The 16,584-nt window shown below is 55.3% G+C and carries 13 protein-coding genes and 1 pseudogene; 9 read left to right on the top strand and 5 right to left on the bottom strand.

The window, feature by feature from the left end; translation table 11 throughout:
• The first annotated feature begins 72 nt into the window (after positions 1-72).
• The 5 genes from gpt to QD356_RS08855 all read left to right on the top strand — a co-directional run bounded on the left by gpt (position 73) and on the right by QD356_RS08855 (position 4,173).
• On the top strand, positions 73-570 hold the full coding sequence (gene gpt, locus QD356_RS08875; protein ID WP_043335607.1) for a xanthine phosphoribosyltransferase: 498 nt from the start codon (positions 73-75) through the stop codon (positions 568-570).
• 1 nt (position 571) lies between these two features.
• Positions 572-1,273: a uracil-DNA glycosylase gene (gene ung / locus QD356_RS08870; protein WP_192837613.1), complete on the top strand. Its 702-nt coding sequence runs from the start codon at positions 572-574 to the stop codon at positions 1,271-1,273.
• 67 nt (positions 1,274-1,340) lie between these two features.
• The gene (gene neuC, locus QD356_RS08865; protein WP_192837614.1) at positions 1,341-2,465 is read left to right on the top strand and encodes a UDP-N-acetylglucosamine 2-epimerase; all 1,125 of its coding nucleotides are present in this window, start codon (positions 1,341-1,343) and stop codon (positions 2,463-2,465) included.
• Positions 2,462-3,139 carry an acylneuraminate cytidylyltransferase family protein gene (locus tag QD356_RS08860; protein ID WP_192837615.1) on the top strand — a complete coding sequence of 226 codons (678 nt, stop codon included), beginning with the start codon at positions 2,462-2,464 and terminating at the stop codon, positions 3,137-3,139. The genes neuC and QD356_RS08860 overlap by 4 nt, the downstream gene beginning before the upstream one ends.
• Complete coding sequence (locus tag QD356_RS08855) at positions 3,136-4,173, top strand: N-acetylneuraminate synthase family protein (RefSeq protein WP_192837616.1); 1,038 nt, start codon at positions 3,136-3,138, stop codon at positions 4,171-4,173. Before QD356_RS08860 ends, QD356_RS08855 begins: the two co-directional genes overlap by 4 nt.
• Positions 4,174-4,234: 61 nt before the next feature.
• Here the strand turns inward: QD356_RS08855 and QD356_RS08850 are convergent, their stop codons facing one another.
• Positions 4,235-5,218: a polysialyltransferase family glycosyltransferase gene (locus QD356_RS08850; protein WP_192837617.1), complete on the bottom strand. Its 984-nt coding sequence runs from the start codon at positions 5,216-5,218 to the stop codon at positions 4,235-4,237.
• 309 nt (positions 5,219-5,527) lie between these two features.
• Positions 5,528-6,460 carry a glycosyltransferase family 8 protein gene (locus QD356_RS08845; RefSeq protein WP_192837618.1) on the bottom strand — a complete coding sequence of 311 codons (933 nt, stop codon included), beginning with the start codon at positions 6,458-6,460 and terminating at the stop codon, positions 5,528-5,530.
• Between the two features lie 332 nt (positions 6,461-6,792).
• Between QD356_RS08845 and upp the strand changes: the two genes are divergently transcribed.
• The 3 genes from upp to QD356_RS08830 all read left to right on the top strand — a co-directional run bounded on the left by upp (position 6,793) and on the right by QD356_RS08830 (position 10,244).
• Positions 6,793-7,422 (top strand): uracil phosphoribosyltransferase, encoded by a 630-nt coding sequence (upp, locus tag QD356_RS08840; RefSeq protein ID WP_043335602.1) that lies wholly within the window; start codon positions 6,793-6,795, stop codon positions 7,420-7,422.
• A gap of 121 nt (positions 7,423-7,543) precedes the next feature.
• Complete coding sequence (locus QD356_RS08835) at positions 7,544-8,830, top strand: uracil-xanthine permease family protein (protein ID WP_192837619.1); 1,287 nt, start codon at positions 7,544-7,546, stop codon at positions 8,828-8,830.
• Between the two features lie 190 nt (positions 8,831-9,020).
• Entirely contained in the window at positions 9,021-10,244 is a 1,224-nt protein-coding gene (locus tag QD356_RS08830) for a glycosyltransferase (protein WP_225996321.1), read from the top strand.
• Between the two features lie 523 nt (positions 10,245-10,767).
• On the opposite strand, the pseudogene QD356_RS17840 reads toward QD356_RS08830, so the two are convergent.
• The 3 genes and pseudogenes from QD356_RS17840 to QD356_RS08815 all read right to left on the bottom strand — a co-directional run.
• Positions 10,768-10,977 (bottom strand): annotated as a pseudogene (locus QD356_RS17840) (helix-turn-helix domain-containing protein); the annotation flags it as partial.
• Between the two features lie 183 nt (positions 10,978-11,160).
• Positions 11,161-13,431: a cache domain-containing protein gene (locus QD356_RS08820; protein WP_192837621.1), complete on the bottom strand. Its 2,271-nt coding sequence runs from the start codon at positions 13,429-13,431 to the stop codon at positions 11,161-11,163.
• Positions 13,428-15,005 carry a sigma-54 dependent transcriptional regulator gene (locus QD356_RS08815; protein WP_192837622.1) on the bottom strand — a complete coding sequence of 526 codons (1,578 nt, stop codon included), beginning with the start codon at positions 15,003-15,005 and terminating at the stop codon, positions 13,428-13,430. Before QD356_RS08815 ends, QD356_RS08820 begins: the two co-directional genes overlap by 4 nt.
• Positions 15,006-15,639: 634 nt before the next feature.
• Here QD356_RS08815 and QD356_RS08810 point away from each other — a divergent pair.
• Complete coding sequence (locus QD356_RS08810; protein ID WP_192837623.1) at positions 15,640-16,563, top strand: substrate-binding domain-containing protein; 924 nt, start codon at positions 15,640-15,642, stop codon at positions 16,561-16,563.
• The last annotated feature ends 21 nt before the right edge of the window (positions 16,564-16,584 follow it).

Below are 16,584 nucleotides of genomic sequence, written 5' to 3'. Positions count from 1 at the left end.
GGATCTTCCCCTTGTGCGGTGGCGCGCCAGCCACCATGCTTTCCTTCTGTTTCGTCATTGCGAGTGACCCACATGTCTTCCGAACGCTACCACGACCACTTCATCGTCTCCTGGGACCAGCTGCACCGTGATGTGCGCGCGCTGTGTCACGACCTCAGTGGTCGCGACTTCAAGGGCATCATCGCCATCACCCGCGGTGGCCTGATTCCGGCCGGCCTGATCGCCCGCGAGCTGGGTATCCGCCACATCGATACCGTGTGCATCAAGAGCTATCACGACCACATGGAGCAGGGTGGTCTGGAAGTGGTCAAGGGCGTCGACCACGACGGTGACGGCTGGCTGCTGGTCGATGATCTGGTCGATACCGGCAACACCGCACGTGCGGTGCGTGACATGCTGCCCAAGGCGCACTTCGTGACCGTCTATGCCAAGCCGGAAGGGCGTCCGCTGGTCGATGGATTCATCACCGAAGTGCCGCAGAACTGCTGGATCCAGTTCCCTTGGGACATGGGTATCGCCTACGTCGAGCCGATCGCCGAGCAGCTCAAGAAGCAAGAGAGCGATAGCTGACATGCCGTTGGAGACTGCCGCGACTGGCCGCTCCGAGGTGCTGCCTGCCGATTGGCAGGCGCATCTTGGCCAAGAGTTTCAGGCTGACTACATGCAGCGCCTGCGCGACTTTTTGCGCGCCGAGAAAGATGCCGGCAAGGTCATCTATCCGCACTCCGATGACTGGTTCCGTGCCTTCTGGCTGACGCCACTCTCCAACGTCAAGGTCGTGGTCCTCGGGCAGGACCCGTATCACGGCCCGGGCCAGGCGCATGGACTGTGCTTCTCGGTACGCCCCGGTGTGCGCCCGCCGCCTTCGCTGAAGAACATCTACAAGGAACTGGCTACCGATGTCGGCGTCGAACCCGTCGATCACGGCTTCCTAGAAAGCTGGGCGAAGCAGGGCGTCTTGCTACTCAACAGCGTGCTGACCGTCGAGCAGGGAAAGGCCGCCTCGCATCAGAAGCAGGGGTGGGAGCAATTCACCGACCGCGCCATCGACGTGATCAACCAGCACTGTGAGGGTGTCGTCTTCCTGCTCTGGGGCAGTCATGCCCAGAAGAAGGCCCGCGCTGTGGACACCCAGAAGCACCTGGTGCTCCACGCGCCGCACCCATCTCCCCTCGCAGCGCACCGCGGTTTCTTCGGCTCTCGCCACTTCTCGCAAGCCAACGCCTGGCTGGAAGCGCGTGGGAAAAAGCCGATTGACTGGCAGTTAACGTAATGTAGTGTTCTTATTTATAAATTTTAAATGGCTATATATTGCTGGTTGATTACGTTTAGAGGTATAGATGAGAAAAATATTAATTTTGACTGGTACTCGGGCTGATTTTGGCAAGCTCAAAGGAATCATGCATTTTATTGAAAAACATGATGACTTGGAGTTGCATATTTTTGGTACTGGTATGCACATGATGAAGCGATATGGATCAACATATCGTGAAATCGAGAAAGAAGGTTTTCAACATACCTACTTTGTTCCCAATCAGAACTCGAGTGAACCAATGAGCTCGGTTTTGGGCAATACAATATCTATTTTCTCTAGGTTAACTGAAGAAATTTCTCCCGATCTGATTATTATCCATGGTGATCGACTTGAAGCCTTGGCTGGGGCTGCTGTGGGGGCACTACAAAATATATTAGTGTGTCATATAGAAGGTGGCGAGGTTTCTGGCACTGTAGACGAGTTGATTAGACATTCTGTAAGTAAGCTATCTAATATACACATGGTTGCCAACGAAAGAGCAAAAAAAAGACTAATGCAAATGGGGGAAGGTAGCGAATATATATATATCATCGGATCTCCTGATCTTGATGTCATGAATAGCAAGACACTACCATCCTTACAAGACTCAAAGCGAAAGTACGAAATAGAATTTCCTACATATTCGATAGCGCTATTTCATCCTGTTACAACAGAGAAGTCTTCATTTAAAGACTATTCCTCGAGCTTTTTTAACGCGCTTAAAGCTTCTAATAAAAACTATATTGTCGTATATCCTAATAATGATGATGGTTCAGACTTCATCGTTGATGAAATTAGTCGCTTGAGGGATGATGATAATTTCAGAGTATTCCCCTCGATAAATTTTGAGCACTTTTTGGTATTGTTAGAGAATGCCGAAATGATCATTGGAAACTCTAGTGCGGGTATAAGAGAAGCACCATTTTATGGTGTTCCAACTGTGAATGTTGGTACTCGTCAGCAGAATAGGTATTCTGGTAATACAATTATTGATGTTGACTATAGCTGTGATAGTATTTTAGCTGGTATTGAAAAAGCTGCTCGGATAACTGAAGTTGCAAAAGACGATTGGTTTGGTGATGGTAATAGTTTGGCTTTATTCTCTGCAGCATTGAAAGATGATAATTTTTGGGCCACACCGACACAAAAGTTATTTATGGAGCTTGAATGAAAAAAATTGCAATCATCACCGCCCGAGGTAATTCAAAGGGTGTGCGTAGAAAGAATTTACGTAAGATAGGCGGTGATTCACTGCTCGCCATCACCTTCAAGTCTGCACTGGAATCAAATATTTTTGATAGTATCGTTGTATCTTCCGACAACGACGAGATACTAACACACGCCAAAGCATTAGGTGCCGACATTATAAAAAGACCATCATCCTTATCACAAGATGGCTCTAAAAGTATTGATGCAGTTTTGCATGCACTGGACTCAATGAAAATAGTACAGGGTGAAGTTACACTACTTCAGCCGACTAGCCCCTTCCGAACATCGGAACATATTTTAAAAGCTTATGAAGGGTTTAATGATAACGCTGTGAAAAGTGTTATTTCTGTATGTGAAATGCATGATCATCCTTTCAAGTCTTTTGTTATGGAAGGCAGTCATGCCTCACCTGTTCGTGATTTTAAAGACTTAGAATCACCTAGGCAGCAGTTGCCAGTAGCGGTCAAACCGAATGGTGCTATATATATTGTGTCAATTGCCGAATTGATTGCATATAAAACGTTCTTTGTTAAACCTTTCAGTCTTTATCAAATGACTAAAGATGCATCATTAGACATTGATACTGAAGCTGATCTTGAATTGGCAAACTATCTTTATTCTAGGAGAGCTATATGAGTTATTTTAAAATTGGTAACGTCGAAGTGGGCAATGCTTGCCACCCCGTTGTTATTGCTGAAATTGGCATTAATCACGAAGGGGATTTGACAGTTGCAAAAGAAATGGTTGATGCAGCTCACCGTGCTGGAGCTCAAATTGTCAAACATCAAACTCATGTTGTCGAAGATGAGATGTCGGACGAAGCGAAAAAAGTCATCCCCGGAAATGCCGATGTCTCGATATATGAGATTATGGCAAGGTGTGCATTGAATGAGGCAGATGAATTGAGTCTCATGCAATATGTGCAATCTAAAGGTATGGAGTTTATCAGTACGCCTTTTTCAAGAGCCGCAGCCTATCGGCTTGCAAAAATGAATATTCCAGCATTTAAAATAGGCTCTGGGGAGTGTAATAATTACCCACTGGTCAAGCTGGTAGCTTCTTTCGGTAAGCCTGTAATATTGTCTACTGGCATGAATAGCATCGAAAGTATCGAGAAATCTGTTAATATTTTGAGAGAGGCTGGAGTCCCGTTCTCATTATTACATTGCACTAATGTTTACCCAACACCTTATAATCTTGTGCGTTTAGGTGCCATGACTGAGTTAGCTCAATGCTTCCCTGATGCTGTCATTGGCTTATCTGATCATACAGTTGATAATTATGCATGTCTTGGAGCTGTAGCTCTAGGTGCAAGAATACTTGAAAGGCATTTCACCGACAAAATGTCACGTCCTGGTCCTGATATAGAGTGTTCGATGGATCCGGGTGCTCTCGAAGATCTTGTTAAAGGATCTAAAGCTATATATCAAGCAAGTGGAGGTAGTAAAGGGCCAGTTGCTGAAGAGCGTGTGACCATGGACTTTGCTTTCGCCTCAGTTGTCGCGGAAAGAGATATATCTGAAGGTAGCATGATCTCAGAAGATGATATATGGGTAAAAAGGCCAGGTAGTGGTGACTTTACCGCGGAAGACTATGAAATGCTTATAGGTAAGAAATTGAAAAGGGATGTTGTAAAAGGATCGCAGTTAAAACGCGAAGATATCTTTTGATCTAATACACGCGACCACGTTTGTCGTGGTCGCGTGTTATTTGCAATGCATTAACTGACTGTTAGTCGATTACTTCGATTCCAGATTTATAGTATTCTTCATATACATTGTTTATTGTATCTACATGTTTCGGGTTTAAATGCTCATTGGGTATTTTAAAAGAACATATAGAGTTAAAGTCAGCAATGCTTTTAAGGCTTATGAGCGCGCTGGTGTATGCGCCAGCTATCCCCCATGGCATCTTGTTTAATGTCAATATATATAGCTCTGCTGGTAAACCGAGACTATTTGTTTCGACTCCTAATGTACCTTCAATAAGCGAAAGTTTTTTTTCAGAATCTCCCCTATGGGGGATATAAATTAATTTTTTATTTTTTTTACTATAATAAGAGTTGACTTTTTCTATAAGCGAGAGTTCATTTTCTAAACTCATTATACCACCCTCACTATATTTTGAACCAAAATATAGTACAAGTTCATCATCTACTTGCTTTGTGTCATTCTTGCTTCGCAATATGCGGTAATCATTATGTATAATCCTCTCTTTTTTAGAGTCATTAAGAAAAGAGGTGAAGATAATCGGCCGCGAATAATTATCGTGCTCAATGTTCTCCTTTTTTTTGGATACGTGATGAATTCCCTTGTCGATGTATTGTTTTTTAACGGTAATGATCGCTGCTCCATCATCCGATAAATATAGATTAAGAGGTGATATGCGTTCTTTAATATCATGCATCCAAGCGCTACGAAATTCTCCCATACATAAATTGTTTACTTTGTTTTGATATTTTTTAGTGATTTCAGAAATATGTTTTCTTTTCTTAAGCCATGATAATTGTTGCAGGCGATGTTTGAAAGAAATCTCAATTACCTCGTCCCAATCGAGTGCCTCTACAGTTCTTCGAATCTGATAGTCATGGGTTTCTTTTTTACTCTCACCAGAGTATTTTACAACTAGGACATTTTTCTGCCCCTTAAACAACTGAGCTGCAAGTTCGTAGCAAGAGATAATCTGTAAGGGCGATTCAGCTAAAAACAAATTCATAAGTTACTCATTGTGGTATAAAGTATATGTCAATATGCAGTTCTTATAAGTGCAATATTTGCTGCGCTTGCCGTTTAGTCTAGAGTATACAGCTATGCTTGCGGAGTGGCAAAAAAGTAGCTTGCCTCTTTAGCTTTTTATAGTATTTTGCGATCTTATTTTTGTTGTCATTGTTATGGATTTGAAAGCCAAGATTTTCATGATGTTCCAGTAAGAGTATCCAATACAGGGAGGGGCGGATACGACTTAGTATGCAAAAAAGGTTCAGCTCTATTATGGTTGGCGCGTTAGTTCTTGCGCCAACCATGGTTAGGCGCTTTCGTGCATGTCGATCAATTGTTTGCTCATTCTTCTTCTCTTTTCGTAGAGAAATAGTTTCTGTACTGATGCATAGAATCTTATTCTTCTATGTAATGCAGTTTTGTGGGTTTTAACTGGCCATGGGGTTTTGCGACGATAAATAGTATATAATGCTTTTAATGGATGCAAGCTATGAGCATCCCAAGGTTTACTGTTTTTTCCCATATAGTGAACCATGATCGGTTCCTGAATTGATTTCAAGAATTCATTTTTATCCCTATGCTGTTCGTTCATACGCTTTTCTAAAATTTTATAGGCAGGTCGTTGAGCATTCCAAGTCAATGGAAGACGATACCATTCCCCTTGGGCGACTTTGTTAATTGCGCATTGTTCATTGTGTGCACACAATTCAGGATGAGCTAATAAAAACTCCAGCCCTCTCTTTCCTATTTTTTCTTCTTTCCACTGCTTCATATTGATAAGCATTAATCCACAGTTGAAGTAATCACCTTTTTTCAAACCAAGGCGACTATATGGAGATCTACCTATATTTTCCACAGCGGCAATTGTGAAACTTTCCCCACTGGTTTCCCTGTATATATCCAATAAATCGCCGACGACAACAGTGTCACAATCCAAACATAGAACTAGTTCTTCATCATCAAGCAATTCATCAAGGTAGAATCTGAAGTAAATTGACTTGCCGTAGCGCTTTATTTTCAGGCCACTAAATTTACTGTCGTCTAGATAAACAAATGCCACATGAGATCCATGTTTCTCTATCATGGATGTCAATGTTGATCTTGTGTCTGCTTTGAGTCCAGCGTCACCAATGATAAATTTGAGCTTTTCAGGTTCTTTACAATTGATGATTGCCGATATGATAGTGGTAGCAAGATGCGCGGAGTAATTTTCATCGCATGATATAAATATAGTTAGCATTAATTCCTCTCGTGTAAAATACTTTTGATATTTACATATGATAATGTTTGTGTGCTTTCTAAGCAATGCTGTAAGGTTGTCTCCAAGAACAGTTACTGTTCGGTTACGAAACCAACTCTGGATACCTGCTCAGGGCGAGGATTGTGTTGATGGCACGGAGGCTTAGCCCTTGTGGCTAAAGGTAAGGGGGGACAGGATGGTGGTACTTAACTTGTAAGCCTGCTTCCGCTAGAATGCGCTCAATTTACCAGCCTTCCCGCTGCTATCGTCCGAGCCGGCGGGGGTAGTGCTGCGTATCGTTTGCACCATCTTCTGTCCCAAGAGGTATTTCCATGAGCGTCCATGCCATCAATCATCCACTGGTCCAGCACAAGCTCGGCCTGATGCGTGCAGCAGGCATCAGCACCAAGAGCTTCCGTGAGCTGGCCAGTGAGGTCGCCAAGCTGTTGACCTATGAGGCAACCCAGGACCTGGAGCTGGAAACTACCACCATTGATGCCTGGAGCGGCAACGAGCTGGACGTCCAGACCATCAAGGGCAAGAAAGTGACCATCGTCCCGATCCTGCGCGCCGGCCTGGGCATGCTGGATGGCGTGACGGACCTGATTCCCCCGGCACGCATCAGCGTCGTGGGCCTGTACCGTGATGAAGAGACGCTGGAGCCGGTACCGTATTTCGAGAAGTTCGTGTCAGATCTCGACGAGCGTCTGGCCATCGTGATCGACCCGATGCTGGCGACCGGCGGTTCCATGATCGCTACGCTGGACATGCTCAAGGCCAAGGGCTGCCAGCAGATCAAGGTCATCGTGCTGGTCGCGGCGCCTGAGGGGATCGCCAAGGTGCAGGAATCCTACCCGGACATCGAGATCTACACCGCCTCCGTCGATGACCGCCTCGACGAGAACGGTTACATCGTGCCGGGTCTCGGCGATGCCGGTGACAAGATCTTCGGCACGCGCTGAGCGCCCGCCAGAGATGACAACGCCCTGCGCATCTGCGCGGGGCGTTTTTGTATCTGTCTGACCTGTCTGAGCAGTCAGGATCAGGCGGTTGACTCCTCCGCCCGTGAAAAGAAGTGCTGCCATGTCGTCTTCATCACCGTCCTCTGATACCTCCTCTCCCCATGCGTCGTCTGCCCATCTGCCCTTGCCGGAAGAGGAAGGGTTCTCGCTGACGACTCTCGTCACCGGTGCGCAGATGCTGTTCGTCGCCTTTGGTGCGCTGGTGCTGGTCCCGCTGCTGACCGGGCTTGATCCCAACGTCGCCCTGTTCACGGCCGGTGTCGGCACCCTGGTCTTCCAGTGCGTGACCAAGGCCAGCGTGCCGGTCTTCCTCGCCTCATCGTTTGCCTTCATTGCGCCCATCCAGAGCTCGGTCGCGAACTTCGGCATTCCTGCCACCATGGGCGGTTTGTTCGTCGCGGGCCTGGTCTATGTATTGCTGGCGCAATGCATTCGCCTCAAGGGGGTCGGCATCGTGCATCGCCTGCTGCCGGCCGTCGTGGTCGGTCCGGTGATCATGGTCATCGGTCTGGCGCTGGCACCGACGGCGGTGCAGATGGCCACCGGCGAATTCAGCGACAACATCTCGCATGCCCAGGCGCTGACATTGTCATTGGCCAGTCTTGGCGTGACGCTGGTGCTATCGATCTTCGGGCGTGGCATGTTGCGCCTGGTGCCGATCCTCGGCGGTATCCTGACGGGGTATGGGCTGGGGCTGGTGATGGGGGTGATCGACCTCTCGCCGGTGCATGCCGCTGAGTGGCTGGCATTGCCAAGCTTCACTGCGCCGACCTTCGAATTTTCCGCCATTCTGTTCATGATTCCCGTCGCCATCGCGCCTGCCGTCGAGCACATCGGCGACATGGTGGCGATCGGCTCGGTGACACGGCGCGACTACCTGAAGAAGCCGGGGCTGCATCGCACGCTGCTCGGTGACGGCCTGGCGACGTCGGCGGCGTCACTGTTCGGTGGTCCGCCCAATACCACCTATTCCGAAGTGACCGGCGCGGTCATGCTGACTCGCAACTTCAATCCGCGCGTGATGACGGTCGCGGCCTGTGTCGCAATTTCGCTGGCCTTCATCGGCAAGGTCGGCGCCGTGCTGCAGACGATCCCCACGCCAGTGATGGGCGGCATCATGTGCCTGCTGTTCGGCTCGATCGCGGTGGTCGGCATGAACACCCTGGTGCGCGCGGGGGATTCACTGACCGCACCGCGCAATCTGGTGATCGCCTCCTTGATCCTGGTATTCGGGATCGGTGGCATGCAGGTCGGTGGTGGTCAGTTCACGCTGCAGGGCGTGAGCCTGGCCGCCATTCTGGGCATCGTGCTCAACCTGATTCTGCCGCCGGCGAAAGAGGGAGAATGATTACCATTTGATGAGTGGTCGCAGGGAACATTTCCGCGAATGACGGTTCAGATAAATGCAACTCCCGTGTGCTGAGCGACTGGCACATGTGAGTTGCATTTTTCGTTTTCCCACCAGACGCCAGTTATCGTTTTCGCATGTCTTGCACGTGACACAAGGCGGTACTGGCGGACATTCGAAGGAGTGATGCTTGCGTACCCTGGTCGTAGTGAGAAGCCTGAAAATGGGCGGCATGGAGCGAGTGGCGGTCAATCTTGCCGACAGTCTGGCCGCGAATGACCACGAGACGCATATGGTCATCTGGCGCGGTCGTGATCAGGTGCTTGAACCGCAGGATGCCAGCGTCCAGCAGCACATCGTGCCGATTCAGCAGCGCGTCCAGCGTTCCGTCGGCGGCGCTCTGACGACACTGGCGTCACGTCTGGTGCTCAATCCCGTCATCCGTCGCTCCAATTTCGTGTGGGTCGGCAAGGCCGGTGGCGAGGAATTCGCCGCTTGGCTCGAGGAATTCGAGCAGAAACACGGCAAGGTTGACCGCATCATCTTCCGTGGCCTGGGAACCTTCGAGCAGGTGTGGGGGTTCAAGGATTCCCGTGCACGTTACGTGCTGGAAAATCGCGTCAACTTTAGCGGCCCGCAGTGGAAGCAGCGCATGTTTGCCCGCTGCCTGCTGGAGGACAAGCATCTGGTGGCGGTGTCAGAGGATGTGGCGCAAGGGGCACGTGACATCGCTCGCCAGCACGGGGTGACACCGGCGCATATCGAGACGATCGTCAATGCCTGTCCGATCACCCGGATCCGCGAGCAGGCCGCCATGGATGAGCCGGATATCCCGGCTGAACCCTTCATTCTCAATGTGGCGCGTCTGGTGCCGCAGAAAGACCATGCCCTGTTGCTCGAGGCTTATGCCCTGGCCAATCCGAAGGAGCCGCTGGTGATCGTGGGGGCGGGCAATTGCCGGGAAGCCCTGGAAACCCAGGCTGAAAGTCTTGGCATCGCCGAGCGGGTGATCTTCGCCGGTCAGCGTGACAACCCCTATGCCTGGATGCGTGCCGCCAAGCTATTCGTGCTCAGCTCGCGTGTCGAGGGCATGGGTATCGTGCTGATGGAGGCGCTGGCCTGCGGCACACCGGTGGTATCGGTGGATTGCCGTGGTGGAATACGCGAGATCCTCAAGGGCGAGCTGGAACACGCCATCGCGCCGCATTCCGCTGAAGGCCTCGCGCGACGCATGAACGAGTTGTTGGCAGAGGAGGGCTATCCGATTCGCGAGGAATGGTTGGCAGATTTCTGTCCGCACACCATGGTGGAGCGTTTCCTGGCCGAGCCGGCCACCAATGACCCCTGGGATGAGGTGCGCGAGCAGTCGCCTGATGCTGCGGGCCAGCCTCCCTCCCGCGCTGCAAGAGGCTAGCGACGCGCTTTACGCCAACTTGACCGAGCTTGCCAGGGTTGAGCTGGCAGGGCCGAGCAGCTCTCGAGTGAATGCCTGCCTAGCGACTCTGTGCGATGCATAGCCACTGGCAATCTGGGGCCTCGGCAGCGTCGGAGGTCTCGTGGTGGGTAACTTCACGGTTGGCGACTTCAGGAATGTCGAGTTCATGGCTGGCGGCTTGTGACGCCTCAGGCTTGCGCCAGTGCAGTTGATAGCGCTCCCCGGCATGCAGTCGCGCAGCATCACCACATTCGAGAAGTGCCGCCTGGCAGGCCGCCGTCGCGGGGAACTCGATACGCAGTGCGCCGAGCGTGACCAGCACCAGGCTGTCATGCGCGGCCTGCAGATAGGCGCTGCACCCCGGTGCGAGGCTGCCCAGCTCGACCTGGGGCTGTGGCGATGTCTGCCGGGATTGATCAATGCGTCGCAGCGTGAGTCCCGGTCCACAGCCCGCGATCGGCTCATGCTCGTTGCCACGCAGGATGCGTGGTGGTTCGACGGGTATCTCATCGCTGAAGAAGTCGCTCAGTGAGATCGGAAATACCTCGAGAATCTTGTTCAGCGAGCTGACGGAAGGGCTGACCGCGTCCTGCTCGACCTGCGAGATGGTCGAATTGGTCACCTGGGCGCGCTTGGCCAGTTCACGCTGAGAGAGGCCATGACGCGTGCGCAGTTCGCGCAGCCGCTTGCCCAGCGTGCGAGACGCTGCCATCTCCCCATCGTCAGTGGGCTGATCTGCCTTGCCGGCAGTGAGAGGTTCGGGGGCAGTACGGGAGCTATCGTGCGACATCAGTGGTGCCTGATTGAGTGAGCATGCGCGCAGGCTAGCACGCGGGTGGGAGTGCGTGGCAGTGCGCCTCGCAGCGCCCAGGTGAGTTCATCAGCCGCGTGTGGCTTAGGGCGAGCGACTGCTGCCCCCGGCGCTGAGCGTCTCGAGCAGATGGCGCCCTTGATCATCCTCATGATGCCGGCGTGCGATGCACGGCAGCCACAGGCAGAAGGTGGCGCCGCCCCCGGGCGTATCTTCCAGCCATAGCCTGCCCCCCAGCTGGGTGAGCAACCCGGATGAGACCGACAGGCCGATGCCCGAGCCATTGGCGCGCGTGGTGAAGAAGGGCGTGAAGATGCGCGACTTCAGGTGCTCGGGCACGCCAGCGCCGTGATCGATGACGCGTATCTCGACTCCCGCCACGGGGGCGAGCTCCGCTGTTGGCGCTGGCACTGAGGCTGGCACTGAGACTGACGTATCCGGACGGCTGTTTGGCTCGCCGTTCATCACGGCCAGCGCCGCATCACGATCACGGCTGGTGATGCACAGCGTATCCGGCGCAGGCGCCATCTCGATGGCGTTGATCAGCAGATTGACCAGCACCTGGGTCAGTTGGGCGCGGTCGGCCTCGATCAAGCGCGTCGCCGTCAGCTCATGCTGCAATTGATGGCCATGATGATCCAGCGCGTGCCTGACCAGCACCTCGACACTGTGGATCGCCTCGTCGGGATGAATCTGGCTGAGATGAGGCGCGCCGAGTGACGGTGTCAGTGAGTTGCCGTCGCCAATGTCGTTGGAGGCGAGCGGGTCGCGTGCGTACTGACGCAGGTTGTCGACCAGCGCGCGAATGCGCTCGACCTGATGGATGATGGTGGCGATTTCCTCGCGCACCGGCTCGGCCTGCTCACCGAGTATCACCTCGATCAACTCGACATGACCCAGAATCACCGCGGCGGGGTTGTTGATCTCGTGGCCGATACCCGCCGTCAGTTCGCCCAACGCCGCCAGTTTCTCGCGGGTCAGCAGGCGCGCGCGCGCTTCGCGCAGCAGGCGGACGTGCTCCTCCAGCGCCTGACTGCGTTCGCGCAGCGTGGCGGTCTGGGCGCTCAGGTCGCGAGTGCGATCCTCCACCTGGGCTTCCAGCGTCTGGGCCGCGAGCTGTATCTCGTGGCGGTGCGCTTCCAGTCGCGCCAGCATGGCGTCGAATTCCTCGGCCAGTTCATCCAGCTCATCACCGTGTCGCTGCGCCGGCCCCAGTGAGGACAGCGGGCCTATGCGCAAGCCCTCCTGGGACGGGGTATCACGCACCGCATGCACCACACGGCGAATTTGTCGGATCGGCTGCATCAGGCGCTCGATGCTGCTCCACACCAGCAACACCCCCAACAGACTGACCGCGATCAGCACCAGGCTGATATGCGTCAGCGTCTCGCGATAGAGTCGCGCGTAGGGCGCCTGCGGATAGCCCGCGTAGATCATGCCGATCCGCTGGCCATCCAGGGAATCCAGCGGGGCATAGGCGGCCACGAACCAGTCACGAACCACGAAGGCACGATTGATATAGCGCTCGCCATTGCCGATCACCTGACGCTTCACCTCCAGCGAGGCGCGCGTACCCAGCGCGCGCTCGCCGCTGGCGTCGGTGACATTGGTGGCGATGCGGACATCGTCGAGAAACAGGGTGATGGTGCCGGTGCCATCTTCCGGCAGGGTGCCGGGGCCATAGAGCAGATCGCGGATCTCATCGACCAGACGCGGATCACGGTTGAGCAGGCGGCCCGCATCCAGCGCGCCCAGCAGCTTGCCCTCGCCATCGAGGATGGGCACCAGCGCCCGCAGCAGCATGCCGCGATTTTCCTCGCGACGGGCACTGGGTTGTGCGTAGGGCGTCTGGCGCAGCGCTAGGCGCGCGCGCTCTGCAAGGGCAGGGTCCAGCGTCGCCAGTGAGTCGCTGGACAGCATGTCGAGGCCATCCAGGCTTTCGCCGCGCGCCAGTTGCGGAATCAGCGCGGCGACGCCGGGCGTCTGGCGCAACTGCTCGGTGGGCAGCCAGCGCAGCCAGTCGGCATTGAGGGTGTCCCGCATGGTATCCAGGCGCGGCACCAGCCGTGGCAACAGTTGCGCGGTCTGCTCATCGGATGCCACCAGCTGGCGCAGGTTACGACGCATCGCCTCCAGGCCATCACGCAGGCGCTGATGTTGGCTCTGCAGCGTGCGGCTCGCGACATCAAGATCGCTGCGCACGTTCATGTACAGCTGGCGGTCGGTATAGGCCGTGGTCCAGTAGGCGGTCAGGCCGACCAGCGCCAGCATCAGCGCCAGCAGCGGTGCCAGTGTCAGCAGCAGCAGCCTGCGCCGCAGCGAACCGGCGAAGTAATGGCGCAGGCGTTTGATCATGCGCTGCCGTCGGCTCCGTAGGGAGCGGCGGAGGTGGTGGCGGGGGCGGGTTGATCGCTCTCAGTACTAATCTCAGTACCACTCTCAGTGGCATTCTCAGCGCCACTGTCCTCACTGATTTGCTGCTCGGCGCGCCAGGTGGTCAGTTTGCGATCCAGCGTCTTGCGCGAGATGCCCAGCTGGCGGGCGGCGGCTGACTTGTTGTTGGCATGTCGCTCCAGTACCGCGCACAGATGGGCCTTTTCCACCGCATCCAATGACCACTCTAGCGGATAGCCGCTGCTGGCGGCCTCTTCCTCGATGGAGGTGGTCGCATCTCCGCTGTTATCCCATGCCGGGTGGCCTGATGCCTGTGCGGCCTGACTGTCGACCGGGAGGGTATCGCCGGGCAGGCGGCCGAGCAGCAAGGCGCGCTCGATGACGTTCTTGAGTTCCCGCACATTGCCGGGCCAGGAATAGTGGCACAGGCGAGTGAGATCAGAGTGCTGCCAGGGCACGGCGGGGAGGTTGAGCTCACGCGACAGTTGGCGCGAGAAATGCTGGGCCAGCGCCGGGATGTCTTCCGGGCGCTCGCGCAGGGCAGGCAGTGTCAGGCTCAGCACGTTGAGGCGATAGTAGAGGTCTTCGCGGAAGCGGCCCGCGGCCACTTCCGTCTCCAGTGTGCGGTGAGTGGCGGCCACGATACGCACGTCCACCGCCTGTTCCTGCTCGCCTCCGACGGGGCGCACGCGGCGCGTCTCCAGCACCCGCAACAGCTTGGCCTGCATCGCCAGGGGCATTTCGCCGATTTCATCCAGGAACAGCGTGCCGCCATCGGCGAAGCTGAACAGGCCATCACGGCCACGGTGGGCGCCGGTGAAGGCCCCCTTGAGGTGGCCGAACAGCTCGCTTTCCAACAGCTCCGGGCTGATGGCGCCGCAGTTGACCGGCACGAAGGCGCCGCGCCGACCGGACAGGCGATGCAGATCACGCGCCGCCAGCTCCTTGCCGGTGCCGGATTCCCCCAGAATCAGCACCGGCGAGGGCGCGGGAGCAACGCGCGCGATGATATGCGCCAGCTCCTGCATGGCAGGGCTCTCGCCCTTGAGGCTGGCCTCTTCCTGTTGATGGCGGGCATTGTCGCGCCGGAGCAGGAAGTTTTCCCGCGTCAGCTGGCGGCGCTCAAGGCAACGGTCCAGCGCGGCCTGCAACTGTTCGAGACGAAACGGCTTGATGATGAAATCACAGGCCCCGGCCCGCAGCGCGCGCACAGCGGTCTCGAGATCGGCGTAGGCGGTCATGAAGATGACATCGCTGACCGAAGAGGGCGCAAGCGCCTCATCCCAATCCAGGCCATCGCGCCCCGGCAGGCGAATGTCGAGCAGGATGAGGTCGAAGTGCAGGCGCGAGCGCAGGGCTTCGGCCTGCTCGACACTGTCGGCACATTCGATCAGCGCGAAGCGCGAGGACAGTGCCTTCTCCAGATAGCGGCGCATGCCGGGCTCGTCATCCACGATCAGTACCGAGGCGGTGGGGAGGGGGTCGCTGCCGCTACGCCGGGTCTCACGGGGTGTGGAGGGGGCGTGGGCAGTCATGGCGTTCCTCGGGTCAACAGGGCAGTAATGGTCGCAGGGGAGATCATCTCTATCATGCGGGCATTGTGGCGTGCTGCTCACTGGTAATCTAGCGCTGGATGCCACATTGCGGCCTCTTTCTGCTTACGCTGGCCACAGGCAGGGCCTTGCAGCCTTGTCAGCACGCGGCGCTGGCGGGCAGGGTTGGCAGGCTGTCCCGTTGCGCTACGCAAGGCCCGGCGATGACTCGGCAATCGGGTCGTCATGGGCCAGTGGTGGTCATGCCTGGAGTTATTGTCAGTATTTTCTCGGCCATTCCGGCAATGCTATTCCCGCAGTGCCATTCCGGTAGCGCCATTCGCTCCAGTCGATATAGCGACGTCATCAGGGCGACAGGGCGACAGGGCGTCAGGGCGTCAGGGACGACAGGAGGCGGGTACCGGCAAGTCTGCCTGCTGGAGAGGATTCCGGTATCATCGCCGGCTGTCTTGCGTGCCAGCCCATGTATCAGCGCTGTCTGGCAAAGCCTTGAAAGCCTTTATTGGATAGTCCATCTCGTCACCAGAGCGCTTTCGGCATGTCGTTTGCAGAGTCAGCATTCACGCTGATGTCATCAAGACCGTCACGCCAGAAAAAATATTCAGGGAGCTCCTCCATGCCGCAACGCCATACCTTGTCTTCTCGTCGCCTGCTGGCCACCCTCGCAGGCCTGTCATTCGGTGCGCTGAGCATTCTGCCGGCCCAGGCAGCCGACGACATCATCCGCCTGGCCACCACGACCAGCACCTACAACTCAGGCCTGCTCGATCACCTGCTGCCGGAGTATGAAGAAGCCCACGATGTCACCATTCAGGTCATCGCGGTCGGTACCGGCAAGGCGTTGCGCATGGGGCAGGATGGCGATGTGGATCTGGTGATGACCCACGCCCCGGGCGCCGAGCGCAAGTTCGTCGATGCCGGCTACGGTGTCGAACCGCATGGCGTGATGTACAACGACTTCGTGCTGCTCGGCCCCGAGACGGACCCGGCGGCCATTGATGGCATGCAGGATGTGGACGCGGCACTGGGCAAGATCGCCGGCGCCAATGCCGGTTTCATCTCGCGCGGCGATGACTCCGGCACCCACAAGAAGGAATTGGCCCTGTGGCAGAGTGCCGATGTCACCCCTGACTTTTCCGGCTACAAGGCCGTCGGCCAGGGCATGGGCAAGGTGCTGAGCATGGCCAGTGAGCTGCAGGACTACACCCTGAGTGATCGTGGTACCTGGCTTGCGATGGAAGACAAGCTCGAGCTTGAGATTCTGGTCGAGGGCGATGCGCGCCTCTTCAACCCCTATCAGGTGATTCTGGTCAACCCGGCCAATCATGATGGGCTCAATACCCGTGGTGCGCGTGAGCTGGCCCAATGGCTGATCTCCAGCGAAGGGCAGCAGGCAATCGATGATTACCGTCTCAAGGGCAAGGCGCTGTTTCATGCCAGCCATGGCGAGACCGGCTTCGATGCTCGCCAGACAGCGGATCGCGCCTCTGAGCGCGCGCCGGTGAAGGCGCAGGGCGCACAAGCTGAGCCGCGTTCGTGAGCTTGTGGCAAACCACACAGG

Source organism: Cobetia sp. 2AS (assembly GCF_029846355.1).
GTDB lineage: Bacteria > Pseudomonadota > Gammaproteobacteria > Pseudomonadales > Halomonadaceae > Cobetia > Cobetia amphilecti.
The sequence above is the reverse complement of the archived record's forward strand: the minus strand, read 5'-3'. Positions and strand labels throughout refer to the sequence as shown.

Bases quoted from the DNA above. Each gene is read 5' to 3' on its own strand.
- QD356_RS08855 (WP_192837616.1), top strand. From the start codon at position 3,136: ATGAGTTATTTTAAAATTGGTAACGTCGAAGTGGGCAATGCTTGCCAC.
- QD356_RS08850 (WP_192837617.1), bottom strand. From the start codon at position 5,218: ATGAATTTGTTTTTAGCTGAATCGCCCTTACAGATTATCTCTTGCTAC.
- QD356_RS08810 (WP_192837623.1), top strand. From the start codon at position 15,640: ATGCCGCAACGCCATACCTTGTCTTCTCGTCGCCTGCTGGCCACCCTC.
- QD356_RS08815 (WP_192837622.1), bottom strand. From the start codon at position 15,005: ATGACTGCCCACGCCCCCTCCACACCCCGTGAGACCCGGCGTAGCGGC.
- ung (WP_192837613.1), top strand. From the start codon at position 572: ATGCCGTTGGAGACTGCCGCGACTGGCCGCTCCGAGGTGCTGCCTGCC.
- QD356_RS08845 (WP_192837618.1), bottom strand. From the start codon at position 6,460: ATGCTAACTATATTTATATCATGCGATGAAAATTACTCCGCGCATCTT.
- QD356_RS08820 (WP_192837621.1), bottom strand. From the start codon at position 13,431: ATGATCAAACGCCTGCGCCATTACTTCGCCGGTTCGCTGCGGCGCAGG.
- gpt (WP_043335607.1), top strand. From the start codon at position 73: ATGTCTTCCGAACGCTACCACGACCACTTCATCGTCTCCTGGGACCAG.
- neuC (WP_192837614.1), top strand. From the start codon at position 1,341: ATGAGAAAAATATTAATTTTGACTGGTACTCGGGCTGATTTTGGCAAG.
- upp (WP_043335602.1), top strand. From the start codon at position 6,793: ATGAGCGTCCATGCCATCAATCATCCACTGGTCCAGCACAAGCTCGGC.
- QD356_RS08860 (WP_192837615.1), top strand. From the start codon at position 2,462: ATGAAAAAAATTGCAATCATCACCGCCCGAGGTAATTCAAAGGGTGTG.
- QD356_RS08835 (WP_192837619.1), top strand. From the start codon at position 7,544: ATGTCGTCTTCATCACCGTCCTCTGATACCTCCTCTCCCCATGCGTCG.